A 17048-nucleotide genomic window follows, 5' to 3' on the forward strand; every position below is an offset into this window, starting at 1 on the left:
CTTCGGCGCAGGGATCACGGGATTCCAGATTTACGCCCTTATAATGGCCTGCCGACCATTCTATATCAAGAATTGCATTTTTTAATCGAATTTTTACTGCCATTCAGGGTTGGCATTTGGCTGGTGGATGTAGCGTCTGGTTGAATCAGACTCGACCACATAGCGCCCCAGCTCTTTGTCCATAGTCTGGTCGGCCTGAGTAATTCGATCCCTTTGCCGAAGATATCCCAACCAGGACTCTACTATAAAGCGTTCCACAAAGCGGTCCGGATCAGCCAGGTCGCGGTAGAGCCGCCAGTTGCGCGCCCCGTTTCGACGTCGCGACTTGCCCACGGCGTAGGCGCACTTGATGAACTCGTGCTGATTACCGGCCGGTACCCGGTAGCTAATTTCGACGGAGACCGGGCCATCGGAGTGACTGATTTCTCTCGCCACCTCGAGTTTGTCTGTCTGCGGAACGCTTCGGTAATCGGCTTCGCTACCCAGTACGAAAATACCGTTGCGCGTGAACCATAATCCCAAAACGATACACGCAGCGGCGAGCAACAGAGCGTTGGTCGTACCCATATAATCCGCGATCAAGCCCCACACCGCCCCACCTACCGCCATCGCTCCCATATACATGAGCAGATACACCGAAGCGACCCTGGCTCTAACCCAGTCCGCCGCACAGGTCTGCACAATGGTAGCGACCGTGGCGTTCACCGCCATCCAGGCAATCCCGGCGATGACCAGAAACAGCCAGACCAACCAGACGACATCGGTCAGCGATACCGCGGCCGTGACCACAGCGAAGGCAATGGCACCCGCTACAACCACTTTGCGCAGTGCAAAGAGACGGTACAGACGGGTCAGATTTACCGCTGCGATGACGGCTCCCGCACCCAGGGCGCCCATCAACAGGCCATACCCGCCAGCATCCATCTGAAGCTGATCCTTGGCGATCAGCGGCAGTAACGCCCAGAGCGCGCTGGCGCAGCTGGTAAAGATGAATACCTGCTTGAGCGAACTGATCAACGACACCGAATGGCGAATATAACGTAGGCCACTGCGCATACCGCCCAAAAAGGTTTCCGGAGGCAGTACGTCGATGACTCGAGAGGAGCGCCAGCCAAGCAGAAACAGGATCACACCCGCGAAACAGCAGGCGATCAAGAGGAACATCGAAGCCTGACCTGCTACGGCGATCAGCAGACCGGCTATGGCAGGGCCCAACGCCCGAGCGACGTTTGTCGAAATCGCATTGAGCGCGACCGCCGCGGGCACAATTTCACGCGGAACCAGTGTGAGGATCACGGCCATCCACGCCGACATGCTGAGCGCACTTCCCGTGCCCAGCAAGAACGTCAGCGACAACAGAGACCAGGCGTTCAGGCCGCCGGTGGAGACCAGCACAAACAGAGCGGTAGCGGCAACCAACATCACCGACTGGGTGAAGAGCAGCCAGTACTTGCGATTCACCAGATCCGCGATCACGCCGCCCGGCAGGCCGAACAGAAACACTGGCAGCGTCATGGCGGTCTGCACCAGCGACACCATCCAGGCAGACTCAGTGAGTCCGGCCATGATCCAGGCCGCACCTACGGTCTGCATCCAGATAGCAAGATTGATGACAGCGCCCGCGCTCCAGAACATACGAAACTGACGGTGCTTCAACGGATACCAGGTTGCCCCTTGATTCATGGTTGCCTCTTGTCAGGGGACTGGGGCGCAAAGCTAAGTAGCGGGATGACCCAGCCGTCCCGATTGTCGTGCTGTGGCAAGGATACGCTGTGGGCCCACTTCATTTCGCAGTATCCCGACGCCTTCGATGTGTGCCTCCAATACATCGCCAGACTGGAGAAAACGTCCGGTCTCCAGCCCAACTCCGTGTGTCGATCCCGTGAACACCAGGTCCCCCGGCCGCAGGGTGATGCGCGCGTCAAGGTAATTCAGTAGCTCATCGACCGCGAAGATCATCTCCCGGGTGTTGTCCTGCTGGCGAACCTCGCCGTTGATGGTCATGCGCATATCCAGCTGCGGCTGACCACCGCCGCCCAGCTGATCAAGCGTGGCAATCCATGGCCCGACCGGTGTCGTGCCATCCATGCCTTTCTGGGTGAACAGATCCAGCCGCCCCAGCGCACGGCCCGCATCTCGCGCGCTGATATCGTTGCCGACGGTATAACCCATCACGCAGGACGACGCTGCAACGGCGTCGCCAAGCGGCTTGCCAATCACCGCCACCAGCTCGATCTCATAATCCAGCTCGCCCGTCATCGCTGGATAGGAAATCGCCCCGTGGGGATCGACAATCGCAGAGTCCGGTTTGATATAGGCAAGAGGATGAGGAGGCGCGGCACTGCCCAGGCGAGTCAGGTGCGACAAATAATTGAGCCCGACCCCGAATATACGGGCGCCGGGCTCAACGGGCGCTACCAGGCGAAACGTATCTGACTCGAGCGTTGTGGCCGACAGATCGAGCGCCGCAATACTGCCGGTGTTGACCTTGCCTGCCCAATGGGAGAACGGGGCATTGATGCGCTGGCCGGTGCCGGTATCAGGATGCAAAAGAACCCAGAACCGCGCTCCCGTCGCATCTTCTACCCGAGCCAGGCGCATTTCTAGCCCTTCTTGGCGGTGAATTCCGGATCGCCAACCTCTTCCGGGGTTTTGACGCTAGGCCCCAGAATCGGGCCCACCAGCTCGTGGCCCCACACGCTCATCTTCTCCGGATTCAGCTCGAACCCATCGTCATGCCATGGTTCACTTTCAGCGATGCACTCAAAGGCGAAGCCTGACGGATTAAAGTGGTAGAACGAAACATGTGGGTCCTGGGAATGCTGACCCAGTGTCATCATCATCTGCAGCTCGCGCTTCTTCACGATATCGTAGGTCTCGCCCACATCACGCAGGCTGCCGACGAACATGCCGACGTGTTGAATCCCCATACGGCCCGGAGCGTGTCCGTAGGCAATATCATGGCTGGTGGAGGTGTTGAGCTTGGAGCGGAAAAAGCCGGTCTTGCCCTTGCCCGCGCCCGAACCGTACCAGTGAAAGCCCATGATATTGATAAGGAAATGTTCCAGTTCCGGCGGAAACTCGGGAGTCATCAGCACGACGTGGCCAAGGCCTCTCTTGTCGGCCAAGTAACCGCCATGGCGGCGCCCAGGCACAAAAGAATCGGGAAGCCATTTCTGCCCGTAGAACAGCTCATGCCGAAAGCCGACCGGGTCAAAGAAACGGATCAGCTCCTTGACGCCGCGCTTCTCGCACAGCTCCGCGTCGCCGACGGTAAACTCCACGCCAGCATCGCTAAATGTCTGGCAGGCTGCCTTGAACTCCATCCGCCCTTTGGCTTCCCAACCGATGTAGGCCAGCCGGTCAACTTTGCCAGGGTGGAAAGCAAAACGGTGGCGGCGATCATCGATACGAAAATACAACGAACCCGGATCGCTCTCCGGGTTTTGGCCTATCGCAAAACCCATTACCGACGGGCCATAGTCGCGCCAGGCCTCAAGGTCAGTGGCTTCAAAGCCCATGTAACCCAGTCCAATAATATCCATCTGCTTTTCCTCGTTCTATCAGATGCCGGTGGATGGCTTATATAGCCAGCAATCCACCATCAATGACGATATCCGATCCGGTGATGAAGGACGCCTCATCGGATGCCAGGTAAACGGCCAGCGAGACAACCTCTTCGGGCTGTCCGGGCCTGTCCATCAGCACGCCGTCGAGCAGCGCGGCACGCGCTACCGGGTTTTCCATGAACGCGGCGGTACCTGGCGTGGCGACAAAACCAGGACTGATACTGATCGCACGAATGCCCGCGGGCGCGCCTTCGACGGCGAGTTGGCGGGTAAAGGAAACCACGGCTCCCTTGGCTGCCGAATGCGCCGAGATACCGGCTACTTTGGAGCCACCCCAGGCAGCGGTGGACGATACATTCAGAATCACCCCCTTGCGTTCCGCCAGATGATTCCAGGCGTACTTGGTGGTGTAGAAGATCAGATCCACTTCGTTGCGAATAGTGAAGTGCCAGTCTTCGATGGTCATATCCTGAACCGGCGCAAAACGTGCAGCAGATGCGTTGTTATACAGAACGTCAATCCGGCCATGTTCGGCTACGGCAGACTCGACCCAGGCCTTGGCCTGCTCATGGTCGCCAAGATCGACCGGCGCGTACCCGTAGAGAGTGAACCCTTCCTGAGACAGCAGTTCAGCCGTCACCTTGTTTTCGGCTTCGTTGGTATCACAGCCAACCACGATCGCACCCTCACGGGCAAAACGCAGCGCTGCAACCCTGCCTTGCCCACCGCCCGTTCCGGTGATGAGCGTAACCTTGCCTTCCAGACGTCCCATAGCAATCTACCTCGTCAAAATATTTTATTATTTGCTGGAGAGTACGATGCTCAGGGTTTGATTTCTTCCAGCCATAGGGCCTCGGCAGGACAGGCTTCGGCACCTTCACGCGCCGCCTCTTCCAACTCGGGCGTTACTTTGTCGTCTTCAAAGTAGACCAGGCCATCGGCATCAAGCTTGTAAACTTCTGGACAGATCGAAGCGCATAAGCCATACCCACAGCAGCGACCGCGATCAGCAACGGCACGGAAAACAACCTTATCTGAACTCATACTCTTATCCTCTTTGTCAGGCTCAGCTATAGGAAGATAATGAACAAAAAATTCATTTTTGTAAATTTTTAGTTGATGAATCACCATTATTTTCCCTTTAATCAGTGAGCTGCAGCGTAGCACCTGCACCCACTCAACGGATAACTCCTTTAAAATTAGCGAGTAAACGTACATAAAACCTTCTTTACGGCGATATTCTTAATACATACATAAAGTACTTTTATGTTTAATTTACCTCATCACGTGCCGCATATCGGCACGTGATGAAGCGTACATCTCAGGGCAGAATCTGCACCCGGGCCGCCGCATCGATAAGGGCTTGCCCATCCACAGGACGAATATGGCCCCTGTCCACCGCCGCCTCGGTAGCCGTAGTCCACGCCGTTACGAAGGCCTGCTGCGTCGGATACAAGGTGTCGAGCTCACCCGCTCTGAGCGGCTCGGTAGTTCCGAATAGCAAGCAAAAGCCTTCGCCCCCGGTGTTACCCGTGCCACTCAATGCCGCTAGCGGCACGTCGACAAAGGGCGTGCGGATGCCACCCAGGGCATTGCCCTGTGCATCTCGCGCATAGCCAGGGCTATAGAGCGTAAAGTCGGTAGCCTGCAAGATTTCTGCCGAAGCCGGTGGCGTACCGGTTGTGACCCATTCATTGAGTGCATGCACCGCGGCGCTCAGCACAAAACTCATCGGACCGGCATTGATTGGTTTGTCGCAGTTGATGAATCCGAACACCGTGCTCGGCGGGTCGAGCAGTGCTTCAAGGGCGAGTACTGCGCCCTCTTCATCGCCCGTATCAATCAATCCGATGCCGCCGCCGTATACGTCAAAGTGAGCCGTTCCGGCGACTTCCCAGAGCCGGTACGTGGAGGTATCGGCCTGGCGCGTCACCTCGTTGACATCGGTTTCCGACTGGAACATCAGCACCGGTACGCCGAGGTCAGAGCGAATTTCCGTCGAACCGGAGACGTCATCGGCTGTGGCCAGCGGCGCGGCATTGGCCAGGCGGCTTTGCAGCAGGTAACCATCATAGACAGTCACCAACGGGTGGACAGCGTTGGCATAGGAGACCAGCCGGTAGGCGGATTGCGACTCCCCTGCCGCCAGCACCCGCTTGGGTTGCAGTCCATTCAGCAGAACATCAGCATGATCCCGCACAGCCTGCCCAGCTTGCGAGAAAATATCGTACGAATAGTTGTCCCCAGGGTGCAGCAGATTGGCATATCGCTCGGGATCCATCGTTTTGGTGCTGGCCACCCCCGCTGCCTGCGCGGACAGGCTGATCAGTGCATAGCCTTCGCGAATCAACTCGTTGTGCGTATAGGTCCAGACCGGGCTGGAATCGCTCCCGCTGGTCACGTTCATCCACTCGACGATTACAGTGCCATTGAACGCTTCGGCATCCAGTGGCTGGTAGACAACCGCCCGCGTGACATAAGCCGCGCTGTCATTCTTCTCGACGTCCCACTGCCCATCCGTACCGAGCGACTGCCCACCCTTTGGCAGGTAAGAAACAGCAGTCCCAGAGAGGATGAACTCCTGTTCACTGTAGCCAACACTGTCCATCGCAAACTGCAGGTCTGCGGCCAGAGCCGCCTGCCCCGCGCCGCCGGTAGCCGCTTCAATATTCGGCACCTCCGCGCGGCGCTCGTCCTCCTTGCTGTCATCGTTGTCATCACTATTGCAGCCGCCCAAAGCCAGGGTGGCAGCGAGCAGAGTTGCGCCGAATACCTTATGCATGGTGTCTCCTACGAACCTTGTTGTAGTTGTTGTTGGTATGTACACAGCCTGCCCTGGCTCGGTCGCTCGATGGTCGATGCTCACCGCGCCAGGGCTCGTCGAGGGTTCAGCGCCCGATGGGATAGATGATGGATTTTTCTTCGGTGAACTCATTGAGCCAGTCAGGTCCGAACTCACGACCTATACCTGAGCGCTTGAAGCCGCCAATAGGCGCGTAGGGCATGGTTCCGCCACCCCCGTTAAGGTAGACGCTGCCGGCACGGATGCGCCTGGCCATCTTGTACGCAACGGCGGCATCGGCGGTCATTACTCCGCCGTTGAGCCCAAATCGTGAATCATTGGCAATGGCGATAGCCTCTTCGTCGGTGTCGAAACCGATCACTACGCCAACCGGACCGAAGACCTCTTCCTGGGCGATGGTCATGTCATTGGTGACGTCATCAAACAGAGTGATGTCGACAAAAAAACCTTTCTCCTGGCCGGCCGGACGACCGCCCCCGCAGACCAACTTTGCGCCTTGCTCAAGCCCACTGGCAATGAGGCCTTCGACTTTGGCGCGCTGCGACTCTCGAATCAGCGGCCCCATCATCACGCTCGGATCCGCCGGATCACCCACCTTGAACTGGCCGCCAACGGCACGAGCGCATTGCACAAACTGCTCGCGGACCGAGTTGTGCACCACAAAACGCGTCAGTAGCGCACAGCCCTGCCCCGCATTGATCATCAGCCCGGCGACGGCGCCCATGGCAGCCGTCTGAATGTCGGCATCGGCTCGTACGATCAGCGCGGACTTGCCGCCCAGCTCCAAATGCACCCGCTTCAAGGTGGCAGCTGCCTGGGTCATGATGCTGATGCCGACCGCCTCCGAGCCGGTAAACGATACCAAGTCCACCCGCGGATCGCTGCTCAGCAGGCTGCCCACCTCGACACCACCGGTGACGATATTCAATACCCCTTCGGGCAAACCTATTTCCTCGGCAATCTCGCCGAACAGCAAGGCCGAGTAAGGCGTAAAGGGTGACGGCTTGAGCACCAGGGTGTTGCCTGCCAGCAGCGCCGGAAAGACCTTGGCCAGATTCAGCAGGAAGGGAAAATTGTAGCCAGTAATTCCCGACACCACGCCAACCGGTTCGCGCTCAATGCTGCCGCTTCCCAGGATCATCGGGCCACCAGGGTTCATCGGATTGGGCACCGCTTCGACCGGGATCTGCCGGGCCTCGGTCACCAGGGATCGGTCGATGGCCTTCAGGACATGCCCGAGCGGCATATCTACCTGCATGGCCTGGGTGACCATTTGCGAACAGCCGACTTCGGCCACAATAAGCGCAGCGATCTGTTCCCGCCGGCTTACCAGCGCCGCGTGCATGCGCCGCATGTACCCCGCCCGCTCGGCCATGCTCAGCCAGGGCCATGGACCGTGATCAAAGGCCTCGCGGGCGGCTGCAATTGCCGCCTCGGCAGCCGCCAAGTTACCAACCGGGGCATGGCCAATCACCTCTTCAGTGGCCGGGTTGATGATCGCTTCAGCGCCTTCGCTACCCGCTTCCCAGCGGCCGTTTATGTAGAATTTGTTCAGGTGGGTAAATGGGATAGTCATGCTGCGTTCGCTCCTTGCTGATTCGCACCAGCGATGATTTCCGCCGCACGCATGGCGATAGCCATGGCCGGCGCGTTGGTGTTGCCCGATACCAGCGCGGGCATGATCGATGTATCTATCACCCGCAGGCCGTCAACCCCGCGCACCCTGAGCTCGGGGTCCAGCACAGCGTGCTCGTCAGTGCCCATCCGACAGGTTCCTGCCACGTGAAACGCCGTCTGCCCAAAGCGGCGGAAGGCGGCAAGCATTTCCTCGTCACTCTGCACCTGTGGACCGGGGGTCAACTCTTCAACCAGGAAGGGCTTGAGCGACGGTTGCGCCGCCAGCTTGCGGATCCACTTCAGCAGCGAGATTGCGGCCGTCTGGTCCGCTTCGGCGCTGAGGTAATTGGCGACAATTCTTGGCGGCACCGCCGGGTCGGCCGACTCGATGCGTATCTCGCCCTGGCTCTGCGGGTGCATGAAATACCCCCCAAGGGTTATCCCCGGCTGTTTATCAATCGCCACGGTCTTGCCGTCGCCATCCATGGAGAACAGACTCACCCCGATCTGCGCATCAGGGCGCTCCAGTTCAGGCCGAGTTTTTACGAAGCCCCCTGCTTCATGCGCCGCGTGGGTCATGGGGCCTTTCTTGCCGACAAAGTAACTCAGCACCGAGCGGGCCAGCCCCAATCCGGCGAAGCAATGGTTGAAGCTGCCCCGGGTCACCCGGAATTGCGCGGCAATATAGACATGCTCGCGCAGGTTACGCCCTACATCCGGGGCATCCTGGATGACCGGAATTCCCAACGATTGCAACAAATGGGCAGGACCTATGCCGGATAGCTGCAGTAACTTCGGCGACTCGATCGCACCGGCACAAAGCAGCACTTCACGCTGGCAGCGAATGCGTCGCTTGCCTTCCTTTCCACGCACCTGGACCGCGATGGCACGGCGCCCCTCGAACTCAATGCGTTGTACATTAGTGCCCGTCATCACAGTCAGATTGGGCCGCCTACGCACCGGGTCGAGAAACGCCTTGGCGGCGCTGAAGCGTTGACCCTTCCAAGTGTTTTGCGGTTGATAACCGAACCCGCCTTGCGTTACCGAGTCCACATGATTGGTATCCGCGACGGTCGCCGTACCGATATGTGCCGCAGCGTCGATGATCGCATCGCACAACTCATCGCCCGAGGGGTGCACAGTCACCTTCAGTGGTCCGCCCACACCCCGCCACTCGGAGCTGCCCAGCTGATGATCTTCCATGGCGACAAACTGCCGGCCCATATCCTGCCAACCCCAACCGGTACATCCCTGCGCCTCCCAGGCGTTGTAATCGGCAGGTGCCCCACGCACGTAAACCATCCCATTCACCGAACTGGAGCCGCCAATAGCCTTACCCTTCAGCCACAGTTCCGTGGCCATGCCCTCTCCCCGCGAGGCCTGATAATCCCAAACGTGGGGGTTGCCGGGCATCAACAGCTTGCCTATACCTCGCGGCATCGCGATTAACGGGCTGGTGTGCTCCGGGCCGCTCTCGATCAGCAATACCGAGACGCTGGGGTCGGTCGAGAGCCGGTTCGCCATCACGCAGCCGGCCGACCCCGCTCCAACGATAATGTAGTCGTAGCTTTGTTTCATGTTCATTGCTCCTGTCCTTTATTCAGCCCATTGCCTGGGGGGGTTTGCAGGTTCATCCACGACATGGATCACCCGCTCGGGGCAAGCCCTGGCGCCTCGCCGGGCAAGGGCCTGCTGCCCGACCTCGACGTCGAAGCCAGCGGTACTGATGTAGCCGTTGTCGTCGAGCTCATAAAGTCCCGGCGCGACGTCATTGCAGCGCGCGTGTCCGGCACAGGCCTTGTTGTCGACGATGATTTTCATTTGGTTTCCTCCACATCCCATTCCAGATGCAGCTCTTCCATACCGAATATGCCGAAGGCGTTGAAGCGCGGCGTGGTACCGGTTGCGATGCGGAACGGTGGCACCTTGGTTAGCCAGAGTTCCAGCGCAATACGCAACTCGCGACGGGCCAGGTGCGACCCTACACAGCGGTGCACCCCATACGAGAAGGCCATGTGTGGTGCATGCCCGGCGCTACGCAGGAAATCGACCTTTTCCGGCTGGTCAAACACCTCGGGATCGAGGTTGGCCAACTCGGTACTGATCAGCACGATGTCACCCTTCTTCATCGTCGCTTCGCCGATCTGCACATCCCGGGTTACGGTACGGCGCATATTGACGATGGAATAGGAACGCAGCATCTCTTCCACCGCATCGGAGATCAGCGACGGATCGGCGCGCAGTTGCGCCTGCTGCGCCGGATTGCGTGCCAGATGGCGAAAGAACAGTCCGATCGTCGAGGTAACGGTATCCAGCCCACCGATGAATATCAGAAAGTTGATGCCGAGCATTTCATCATCGGTCAACGGGCGGCCGTCAATCTGACTGGCCAGCAGGTAGCTGGTGAAATCATCGCCCGGATTGGCCCCGCATTCGGCGATGCGTGCCCGAATCCAGCCGGTAATTTCCCGTGCGTTTTCCGTCACCACCTGGGGCTCCGAGCTCTTGATCAGCGTCTGGGTCCAATGCTGGAACAGCGGCCGGTCTTCCAGCGGCCAACCCATCAGCTTGAGAAAAATCAACGTCGGGAACGGCTTGGCAAAGTCTTCATTAAAGTCGCAGCGCCCTGTCTGAGCGATGTCGTCTATAAGCTGCCCAGCCAACTGGCGGATGTCCTCTTCCAGAGCATTGACTTTTTTTGGCGTGAACAGAGGATCCAGCAGCGCGCGGTACTTAGCATGGTCCGGCGGATCGACTTCAAGCGGCGCCAGGCGCCAGCTTTCGCCCAGCAGCATGGGGTACGGCGTCAAGCCCGCGCTGCTGAACGTCTCGGGATCCTGGAGGATGCGCCGCAGGTCCTCCGAACGGCGTGGAATCCAAGTGCCTGGCAGAAAGCCCAGACTCGGCACCCAGAAAATGGGTGGCATGCTCTCATGCAACTTGGCGGCCCAGGCGTAGGCGTTTTCGCCCTGGGCAGTAAGCGCAGCCCAGAGGTCGAAATCCTGGACCAGATGAGCAGGCACATTGGACGGTATCGCATTGGTCACGCTATCGGTATTCATTATTATTGTCCGGTTTTTATTGCTGACGCAGATGAGTGTAGAGCCGCACCAATTTGCGCCACAACAGACGGAATCCCGCATCCGTTCGATTTCTAATACAGAATCCGCAATAGGGTTTAACTTGCCCGGTCCACGCTGCCTGTGTCAGTCTCGAACCTGAGCCTCATCTCGCAAGACCCTATCGCTTAAGAGACCAGCAGGAACGCGCCTTTGACAGCCCCCCCGGAACACAGCAACGATGAAGATCAAACCGGTGATCGCCACAAGGCGAGAGCCCGGCGTACGCGGGAGCGGCTGCTCGATTCCATGTACCGACTGGCACTGGAAAAGGACTTCAGAGATATAACCGTGCAGGAGTTGTTCGAGCGCGCCGGGGTTGCGCGATCAACCTTCTACGCTCATTTCCGTGACAAGGAAGATCTCCTGGTAGCGGGTTACGAGAGCATCGGCACGCCTCCTACCCGGGTGGTCGATGTATCAGGCCACAAGCGCGTTGTACTGGATGCATCGACCTGGTTGTTCATAGCCACCGAGCGGCATGCCTCCCTCACCACCTCGTTTTTCAACAGCCCTTCCCAGACCGTTATCCTCGCTCACCTGGAAAACATTCTGCTCATCCAGGTTCGCGAACATTACCGCAAGCAAGGCTTTTACCAAGCTGACGAGCTACGCGGCGAAGTAGCAGTGCGCTGCTTTGTGGGCGCGCTCATCGGGCTCTGGTTATGGTGGGTGCGTCACGACTATCCCAACCCGGCCAGCGACATGACCGAGGCATTCGACGCGCTCATGAACAACGGCACCTGGCCTCGCCCATCGACGCCTCCTGACCACGCCTTCTAACTACGCTGCCGATCACACCTGGCCTACCGACGCGCCATGACTGAAGGCAGCTTTCTGCTCGCCCCTATTCAGATCATCCCCTCCTTGCGACTACAAATTGTCACACGGCGCTAAAGTCCTGCCCCTTTCAGCCGAAACCCCTCAACAGCTTAGTGAACATTTTTGTAATTACTGTTCAACTTCACTTCAGCTTCGCTAGTTCGCATCTCACCTGGGGGCCAGAAATGCTCAAGAATCTGTCACTAAATCTCAAATTGGCCATGCCGCCAGCCGTCGCCATGCTCGGCCTCGTTTTATATGTCGCCTATACGTCGCTGCAATTGTCCGTCACCGATAACCGACTGGAATCGCTGGAGTCCCAAAGCTACCCCACGCTCGAAAAGGCCGATGCGGTGATCTTCCAGTTTTCCCGCCTGCCCGGCTTGCTCAACAACGCTATCGCAGCCGGTGAGCAAACGATTCTCGGCGAAGCGCGCCAGGTTCTCCAGGAGATCGCTACCCAACAAACGGCGCTCGCGAGTTTGCTGCAGAGCCAGCCACAGCGCCTCCAGGACCTGCAGGTCTGGCGCCAAGCCGTGTTGACCTATTCTGATAATGCTCTCAGCGCGTCGGAGCAATTGATCAGTGGCAGCGCCTCCTTTGATGACCTGCGCTCTAGCCTTGACCGCATGGCCTCCGATCTCGCGCAAACCCAGAAGCTCGCTGCCGCGTTCCGCAGCAATGCCTATCAGGACTTCGAACGAACGCTGGCGGAAACACGCCAGAACAATGCCGAGACCACCCGCCTGGGTATCATCCTCAGCCTGGGCTTGCTGGTGCTGGTGTCGCTAGCTGCCTGGACGGTGATCCGCAGCGTGATGGCAAATGTCCGCGGCGTCATCGAGTCGCTGCAGGCCATCGCCAGCGGCGACGGTGACCTGACGCGCCGCGTCAATGTCGAAGCACACGACGAGATTGGCGCCATGATCCATCTGTTCAACGGCTTCCTCGACACCCTGCAGGGCACCATGCGCCAGGTGATCGAGGCGGCCAGCCCGCTGGGTCACGTGTCCAAGGAGCTCTACCGGCTGACCCAGGACTCGGAGGAAAGCGCCAAGTCCCAGCAGCATCACACCAACTCGATCAGCCGCGACATCCTGACCATGACCGACCGTATTCAGGAAGTAGCGCGGCGCTCGAAACAGGCCTCCGAAGAGGCGGGGTCCGCTTCGCGTCAGGCCGTTACGGCGCGCAAACATATCGGCGACCTGTCGATCAGCGTCAGCGACCTGGGCAGCAGCGTGATGGGTGCGGTGCAGGCCATGCAGCAACTGGAAAAGGAAACCCAGGAAGTGGGCTCGGTGCTGACGGTCATTCGCAGCATTGCCGAACAGACCAACCTCCTCGCGCTTAACGCCGCGATAGAAGCCGCCCGTGCCGGTGAACAGGGCCGCGGTTTCGCTGTGGTCGCTGATGAAGTACGCAACCTGGCGCAGAAGACAGCCGTGTCGACGGCAGAAATTCAGCAGATCATCCAGCGCCTGCAAAGCAGCGCCAACACCGTGCTCAACGTTATGCATAACAACAGCGAGAAATCCCGGGAGAGCATCGAGCGTTCGGTCGAAGCCACACAGCTGCTCGACACCATAGCCCGCACCGTCATCCAGATCGACGAACTCAACGCCGGGATTGCCCAGTTCACCCAGGAGCAGATCGGACTGTCGAGTTCCATCCAGCAAGAAACCCAAGTGTTGCAGCAGGACGCACAAGCAACCGCGCACGGCGCCGGGGCCACCGCCCGCCTTGGCGAGCAGTTGGTCTGCACAGGGGATAACCTGCGTTCGGCCACCGCACAATTTCGCACATAACACTATCTTCGGAGCTTGAAGAACCATGAACAAACGCAACCTACTCGGTCTGGCCGTCTGCCTGGCAAGCACCTCCGCCATGGCACTGGAGCCAGGGGAATATCGCTTTAATGGATTCGGTACCGCAGCCATTACGTACCTCGGCGGAGCCGACGATGCCAAGGGCTACGGCATTAAGGGGCAGACCACAGACGCCTGGCGCGGCGACCAGTTGTCAAAACTGGGCGGGCAACTGTCCTACGGCATAGCCGACCAGCTCAGCGCAACCCTCCAGACGGTGGCCAAGGCTGATCAGGACGAGTGGCATCTGGAAGTCGAATGGGCCTATCTGGCCTACCAGGTGAACAATCAGTTGACCCTGCGCGCAGGCCGCCTGCGTCCGGGCGCGTTTATGTTCTCCGAGACGCTTGACGTGGGTTACGCCTACCCCTGGCTACGCCTGCCTGATGAAGTTTATAGCGAGATGCCGGTTAGCAACTATGAGGGCGTCGATGCTCTTTACAGCTTGCCCGTTTCCTTTGGCACACTGAGCTTCCAGGCCAGTTACGGCCAGGCGACCGACCGCGAGGTATTCATTCACAGCCTGGACGGCCCGCTGGACGTGGATTACAAGGAACTGGTTACCGGCAGCGTAAGCCTGGCAACCATGAACTTTGGCACGCTGCGTTACAGCTATACCGAATCCGACCTGAATCTCGAGATATTCGGCAAGTTCAAAGGCAAGTTCGAGTCCCTGGGTCACCAGTACGACAACGGCAGCTGGCTGACCAACGCTGAAGCTATCAAACGCCAGAGCCCGCTCAGCACCATCGAATCCTTCTACCTCATGGCTGGGCACCGCTTTGGTGACTACCTGCCGCATGTAACCTATTCCCAGCGAGATGATAAAGGTGAACCAGGTCGTCAGTCGTCCTGGGCCTATGGCTTGAATTACAGCCTCACTCCCAGCGTGACCCTGAAGGGCGAGTACAAACGTGTGGAATCGACTCGGGGCTTCAGCGCTGGCTTCGTGCCGGACTTCAGCGTGCTCGAGCGTACCTTCGACGGTGACATCGTAAGCATCGGCGCTGACTTCATATTCTAAGGAGAAGTAGAGTGATTTTTTTCATGCACAGAACTTTCGCCATCGCCATGCTGAGTCTGACCGCAACGCTGGTTCATGCCGAGGTGGCCGTCATCGTCAACCCGAGCGCCGCCAACACGCCCTCCCAGGCTGAGGTTGCCAATATTTTTCTAGGCAAGGACAAGTCTCTGTCAGGTGTCGACCAGAAAGACTGGAGCCCTACAAAAGACAAGTTTTACACCTCGGTAACCAAGAAGAACGAATCGCAACTCAAATCGTATTGGTCTGGTTTGATCTTTACCGGCAAAGGCCAGCCGCTTCCCAGCGTCGGTGACGACACTGCCGTGCTGGCAAAGGTAGCGGCTGAAGCCAACGCCATCGGCTATGTGGACAGCTCAATGGTGACGGATCAGGTCAAGGTGCTTTTCACCCTGCCGTAACGCCAACCCTGACGACGGAGTCGAGAACACGCAACGTCCGCTCTCGACTCCTTTGCCTAAGGAAGTACTGGCTCATCATGTCCGGAAATGGCTGACCGACATTTTCAACTCCCCTGCCAGTTCCCGTAGCGACCCCACGGCCGATGTGACCTGATGGGAGACCATGTCGCCCTCCTCCGCCATTTTGGCTATGCGTTCGATACCCAGTGAAATCTCCTTTCCGCCCTCATTCTGAACCTGCACGGCCGACGCGATTTCGCTAACGCCCGAGGTGGATGCACTTACCAGCCTCGCAGCTTCTGACAACACGCTTTCGAGCTCCCCAAGCAGCTTCTGACTGCTGTCGAGCGCGGCAGCCCCCTCATCAAGCACACTGGAAACGCTGTTGGACTGGCTTTCCAGTCCGTGCGTCAGTTCGTTGATCGAATTGGCCGCCGTGGCGGAGCGTTGGGCCAAGTTGCGCACTTCATCGGCAACAACGCTGAACCCGCGGCCACTTTCGCCTGCGCGGGCGGCTTCGATAGCGGCGTTGAGGGCCAACAGATTGGTCTGTGCGGAAAGCTCCTTTACCTGGTTGATACTGGCGGTGATGGCGCTGGTGCTGGCGACGAATTCGCCGACTGAGGCAGTGATTGCAGTAAAGGCATCGCGTACGCGGCGTATCTCGTCCAGCAATCTGGTCAGTGCAAACTGGCCGGCCTGCGCGCCCCGCAGGCTGTCTCCGGCAGAGGACCGCAACGCTTCCGCGTGGGTGGAAATAGAGGCAATACCGACGCTCATCTGCTCCACCGTAGCCGCCGCCTGGGTCGCCGCACTGGCTTGCTCATTGGCGCCCTGCGCGACCTGATTGGAAGCGAACACCAGCTCCTCAGCAGAGGAACCTACCGATACCGCAACCTGGGTGACCTGACGCACCGCAATCTGAAGACTATCTATAAGTGCGTTGAAGGCGCTAGCAGTCTGGGCAATTTCATCTCGCCCGATCACCTGCACCCGATGGGTCAGATCACCATCGCGCAGCTTTACCGCAGCCTGCTCAATGGCCTTTATCGACCTGAGCACCTGATGCCGCATCAGCAAACCGACAATCAAGCCTAGCGCGATGGCCGCAAAGACGGCGACTACCAACGCCTCGGTCACCGACGTGGCGGTTTCGTTGGCCACTTCAAAGGACACACCGGACAGCTCCTGTTGCAGTGTCATGAACTGCGCCAGCAAGCCGAGCACACGGTTATATTCAGCACGCACGTATCCCAGCTGCGAGGTTGCCATGTAGGGGTTGGTTAGCGCGGCCTCGGCCAGATCATCCACCCCTTGGGCGAATGCCTTGGCCTGTTCACCGAAAGTCTGGAAAGTCTCCTGCTCCTGCTCGCTCAGGTCGGCGGTATGGGCCAGCCCTGCGTCGATACCTGCCAGCATATCCCGTACACTCGCCTGCATGTCCTCCACGTAGAACTGCATTTCTTCCTTGGATACCTTGCCCTCGGCTTGAATAAGCTGCACTACTGCGGCATAGGATCCGACCATCGCGGCTTGTGATGCGGATGAGATTTCCAGCGCTCGCTGATACTGACTGAAGCGAACCTGCTCAATCTGATGAAGCACGGTCTGCTGGCGGTTCAATCCGTAATAGGCCACCGCTGACACGAAGACCAGCAGGAGCACAATCAGCGCAGGAGCAAACATGAGCTTTGCGCCCATGGAAAAACGGCTGAGCCATCGCATAGTTATCCCTCGTCTTTTTTATTGTTGTCGTGTGCATGGATCAGTCCCTTGGTCTGGACAATCCTGCCCCCATGCAATATTC

15 protein-coding genes are annotated in these 17048 nt (G+C 58.7%); 4 read left to right on the forward strand and 11 right to left on the reverse strand.

Annotated elements, in window-relative coordinates; all coding sequences use genetic code 11:
- Nucleotides 1–93 precede the first annotated feature (93 nt).
- The 10 genes from INT39_RS07995 to INT39_RS08040 form a co-directional block, all read right to left on the reverse strand.
- A complete protein-coding gene (locus tag INT39_RS07995) occupies nt 94–1683 on the reverse strand; it encodes an MFS transporter (RefSeq protein WP_090274821.1) in 1590 nt (529 codons plus the stop codon).
- Nucleotides 1684–1716: 33 nt separating this feature from the next.
- Nucleotides 1717–2601, reverse strand: coding sequence for a fumarylacetoacetate hydrolase family protein (locus tag INT39_RS08000; RefSeq protein ID WP_090274823.1), 885 nt, complete (start codon nt 2599–2601; stop codon nt 1717–1719).
- 2 nt (nt 2602–2603) lie between these two features.
- Complete coding sequence (locus tag INT39_RS08005; RefSeq protein ID WP_090274825.1) at nt 2604–3545, reverse strand: VOC family protein; 942 nt, start codon at nt 3543–3545, stop codon at nt 2604–2606.
- A gap of 37 nt (nt 3546–3582) precedes the next feature.
- Nucleotides 3583–4341 carry an SDR family NAD(P)-dependent oxidoreductase gene (locus tag INT39_RS08010; RefSeq protein WP_193073407.1) on the reverse strand — a complete coding sequence of 253 codons (759 nt, stop codon included), beginning with the start codon at nt 4339–4341 and terminating at the stop codon, nt 3583–3585.
- Nucleotides 4342–4391: 50 nt separating this feature from the next.
- Nucleotides 4392–4613 carry a ferredoxin gene (locus tag INT39_RS08015; RefSeq protein WP_090276560.1) on the reverse strand — a complete coding sequence of 74 codons (222 nt, stop codon included), beginning with the start codon at nt 4611–4613 and terminating at the stop codon, nt 4392–4394.
- A 277-nt stretch (nt 4614–4890) separates the two neighbouring features.
- Nucleotides 4891–6351, reverse strand: a complete 1461-nt coding sequence (locus tag INT39_RS08020) for an alpha/beta hydrolase domain-containing protein (protein ID WP_197674208.1) — start codon at nt 6349–6351, stop codon at nt 4891–4893.
- A 106-nt stretch (nt 6352–6457) separates the two neighbouring features.
- The gene (locus INT39_RS08025) at nt 6458–7948 is read right to left on the reverse strand and encodes an aldehyde dehydrogenase family protein (RefSeq protein ID WP_090274830.1); all 1491 of its coding nucleotides are present in this window, start codon (nt 7946–7948) and stop codon (nt 6458–6460) included.
- Nucleotides 7945–9573, reverse strand: a complete 1629-nt coding sequence (locus INT39_RS08030) for a GMC family oxidoreductase (protein WP_226944611.1) — start codon at nt 9571–9573, stop codon at nt 7945–7947. Before INT39_RS08030 ends, INT39_RS08025 begins: the two co-directional genes overlap by 4 nt.
- A gap of 12 nt (nt 9574–9585) precedes the next feature.
- Nucleotides 9586–9810 carry a ferredoxin gene (locus INT39_RS08035; RefSeq protein WP_193073408.1) on the reverse strand — a complete coding sequence of 75 codons (225 nt, stop codon included), beginning with the start codon at nt 9808–9810 and terminating at the stop codon, nt 9586–9588.
- Nucleotides 9807–11051, reverse strand: coding sequence for a cytochrome P450 (locus tag INT39_RS08040; protein WP_193073409.1), 1245 nt, complete (start codon nt 11049–11051; stop codon nt 9807–9809). Before INT39_RS08040 ends, INT39_RS08035 begins: the two co-directional genes overlap by 4 nt.
- 210 nt (nt 11052–11261) lie before the next feature.
- On the opposite strand from INT39_RS08040, the gene INT39_RS08045 reads away from it, so the two are divergent.
- From INT39_RS08045 to INT39_RS08060, 4 genes are all read left to right on the forward strand, one after another.
- Nucleotides 11262–11891, forward strand: a complete 630-nt coding sequence (locus INT39_RS08045) for a TetR/AcrR family transcriptional regulator (protein WP_226944612.1) — start codon at nt 11262–11264, stop codon at nt 11889–11891.
- Nucleotides 11892–12115: 224 nt separating this feature from the next.
- Nucleotides 12116–13738 carry a methyl-accepting chemotaxis protein gene (locus INT39_RS08050; RefSeq protein WP_193073410.1) on the forward strand — a complete coding sequence of 541 codons (1623 nt, stop codon included), beginning with the start codon at nt 12116–12118 and terminating at the stop codon, nt 13736–13738.
- 25 nt (nt 13739–13763) lie between these two features.
- A complete protein-coding gene (locus INT39_RS08055; RefSeq protein ID WP_193073411.1) occupies nt 13764–14822 on the forward strand; it encodes a porin in 1059 nt (352 codons plus the stop codon).
- A 23-nt stretch (nt 14823–14845) separates the two neighbouring features.
- Nucleotides 14846–15241 (forward strand): phosphate ABC transporter substrate-binding protein, encoded by a 396-nt coding sequence (locus INT39_RS08060; RefSeq protein WP_193073412.1) that lies wholly within the window; start codon nt 14846–14848, stop codon nt 15239–15241.
- A 75-nt stretch (nt 15242–15316) separates the two neighbouring features.
- Here the strand turns inward: INT39_RS08060 and INT39_RS08065 are convergent, their stop codons facing one another.
- Nucleotides 15317–16966, reverse strand: coding sequence for a methyl-accepting chemotaxis protein (locus INT39_RS08065; RefSeq protein WP_193073413.1), 1650 nt, complete (start codon nt 16964–16966; stop codon nt 15317–15319).
- Between the last annotated feature and the right edge of the window lie 82 nt (nt 16967–17048).

The sequence above is a fragment of the Pseudomonas sp. FME51 genome (assembly GCF_014897305.1).

Excerpts from the sequence above, each read along its gene's own strand:
- INT39_RS08040 (WP_193073409.1), bottom strand. The coding sequence starts at position 11,051 with ATGAATACCGATAGCGTGACCAATGCGATACCGTCCAATGTGCCTGCT.
- INT39_RS08010 (WP_193073407.1), bottom strand. The coding sequence starts at position 4,341 with ATGGGACGTCTGGAAGGCAAGGTTACGCTCATCACCGGAACGGGCGGT.
- INT39_RS08055 (WP_193073411.1), top strand. The coding sequence starts at position 13,764 with ATGAACAAACGCAACCTACTCGGTCTGGCCGTCTGCCTGGCAAGCACC.
- INT39_RS08030 (WP_226944611.1), bottom strand. The coding sequence starts at position 9,573 with ATGAACATGAAACAAAGCTACGACTACATTATCGTTGGAGCGGGGTCG.
- INT39_RS08020 (WP_197674208.1), bottom strand. The coding sequence starts at position 6,351 with ATGCATAAGGTATTCGGCGCAACTCTGCTCGCTGCCACCCTGGCTTTG.
- INT39_RS08000 (WP_090274823.1), bottom strand. The coding sequence starts at position 2,601 with ATGCGCCTGGCTCGGGTAGAAGATGCGACGGGAGCGCGGTTCTGGGTT.
- INT39_RS08035 (WP_193073408.1), bottom strand. The coding sequence starts at position 9,810 with ATGAAAATCATCGTCGACAACAAGGCCTGTGCCGGACACGCGCGCTGC.
- INT39_RS07995 (WP_090274821.1), bottom strand. The coding sequence starts at position 1,683 with ATGAATCAAGGGGCAACCTGGTATCCGTTGAAGCACCGTCAGTTTCGT.
- INT39_RS08025 (WP_090274830.1), bottom strand. The coding sequence starts at position 7,948 with ATGACTATCCCATTTACCCACCTGAACAAATTCTACATAAACGGCCGC.
- INT39_RS08015 (WP_090276560.1), bottom strand. The coding sequence starts at position 4,613 with ATGAGTTCAGATAAGGTTGTTTTCCGTGCCGTTGCTGATCGCGGTCGC.
- INT39_RS08060 (WP_193073412.1), top strand. The coding sequence starts at position 14,846 with ATGCACAGAACTTTCGCCATCGCCATGCTGAGTCTGACCGCAACGCTG.
- INT39_RS08050 (WP_193073410.1), top strand. The coding sequence starts at position 12,116 with ATGCTCAAGAATCTGTCACTAAATCTCAAATTGGCCATGCCGCCAGCC.
- INT39_RS08005 (WP_090274825.1), bottom strand. The coding sequence starts at position 3,545 with ATGGATATTATTGGACTGGGTTACATGGGCTTTGAAGCCACTGACCTT.
- INT39_RS08065 (WP_193073413.1), bottom strand. The coding sequence starts at position 16,966 with ATGCGATGGCTCAGCCGTTTTTCCATGGGCGCAAAGCTCATGTTTGCT.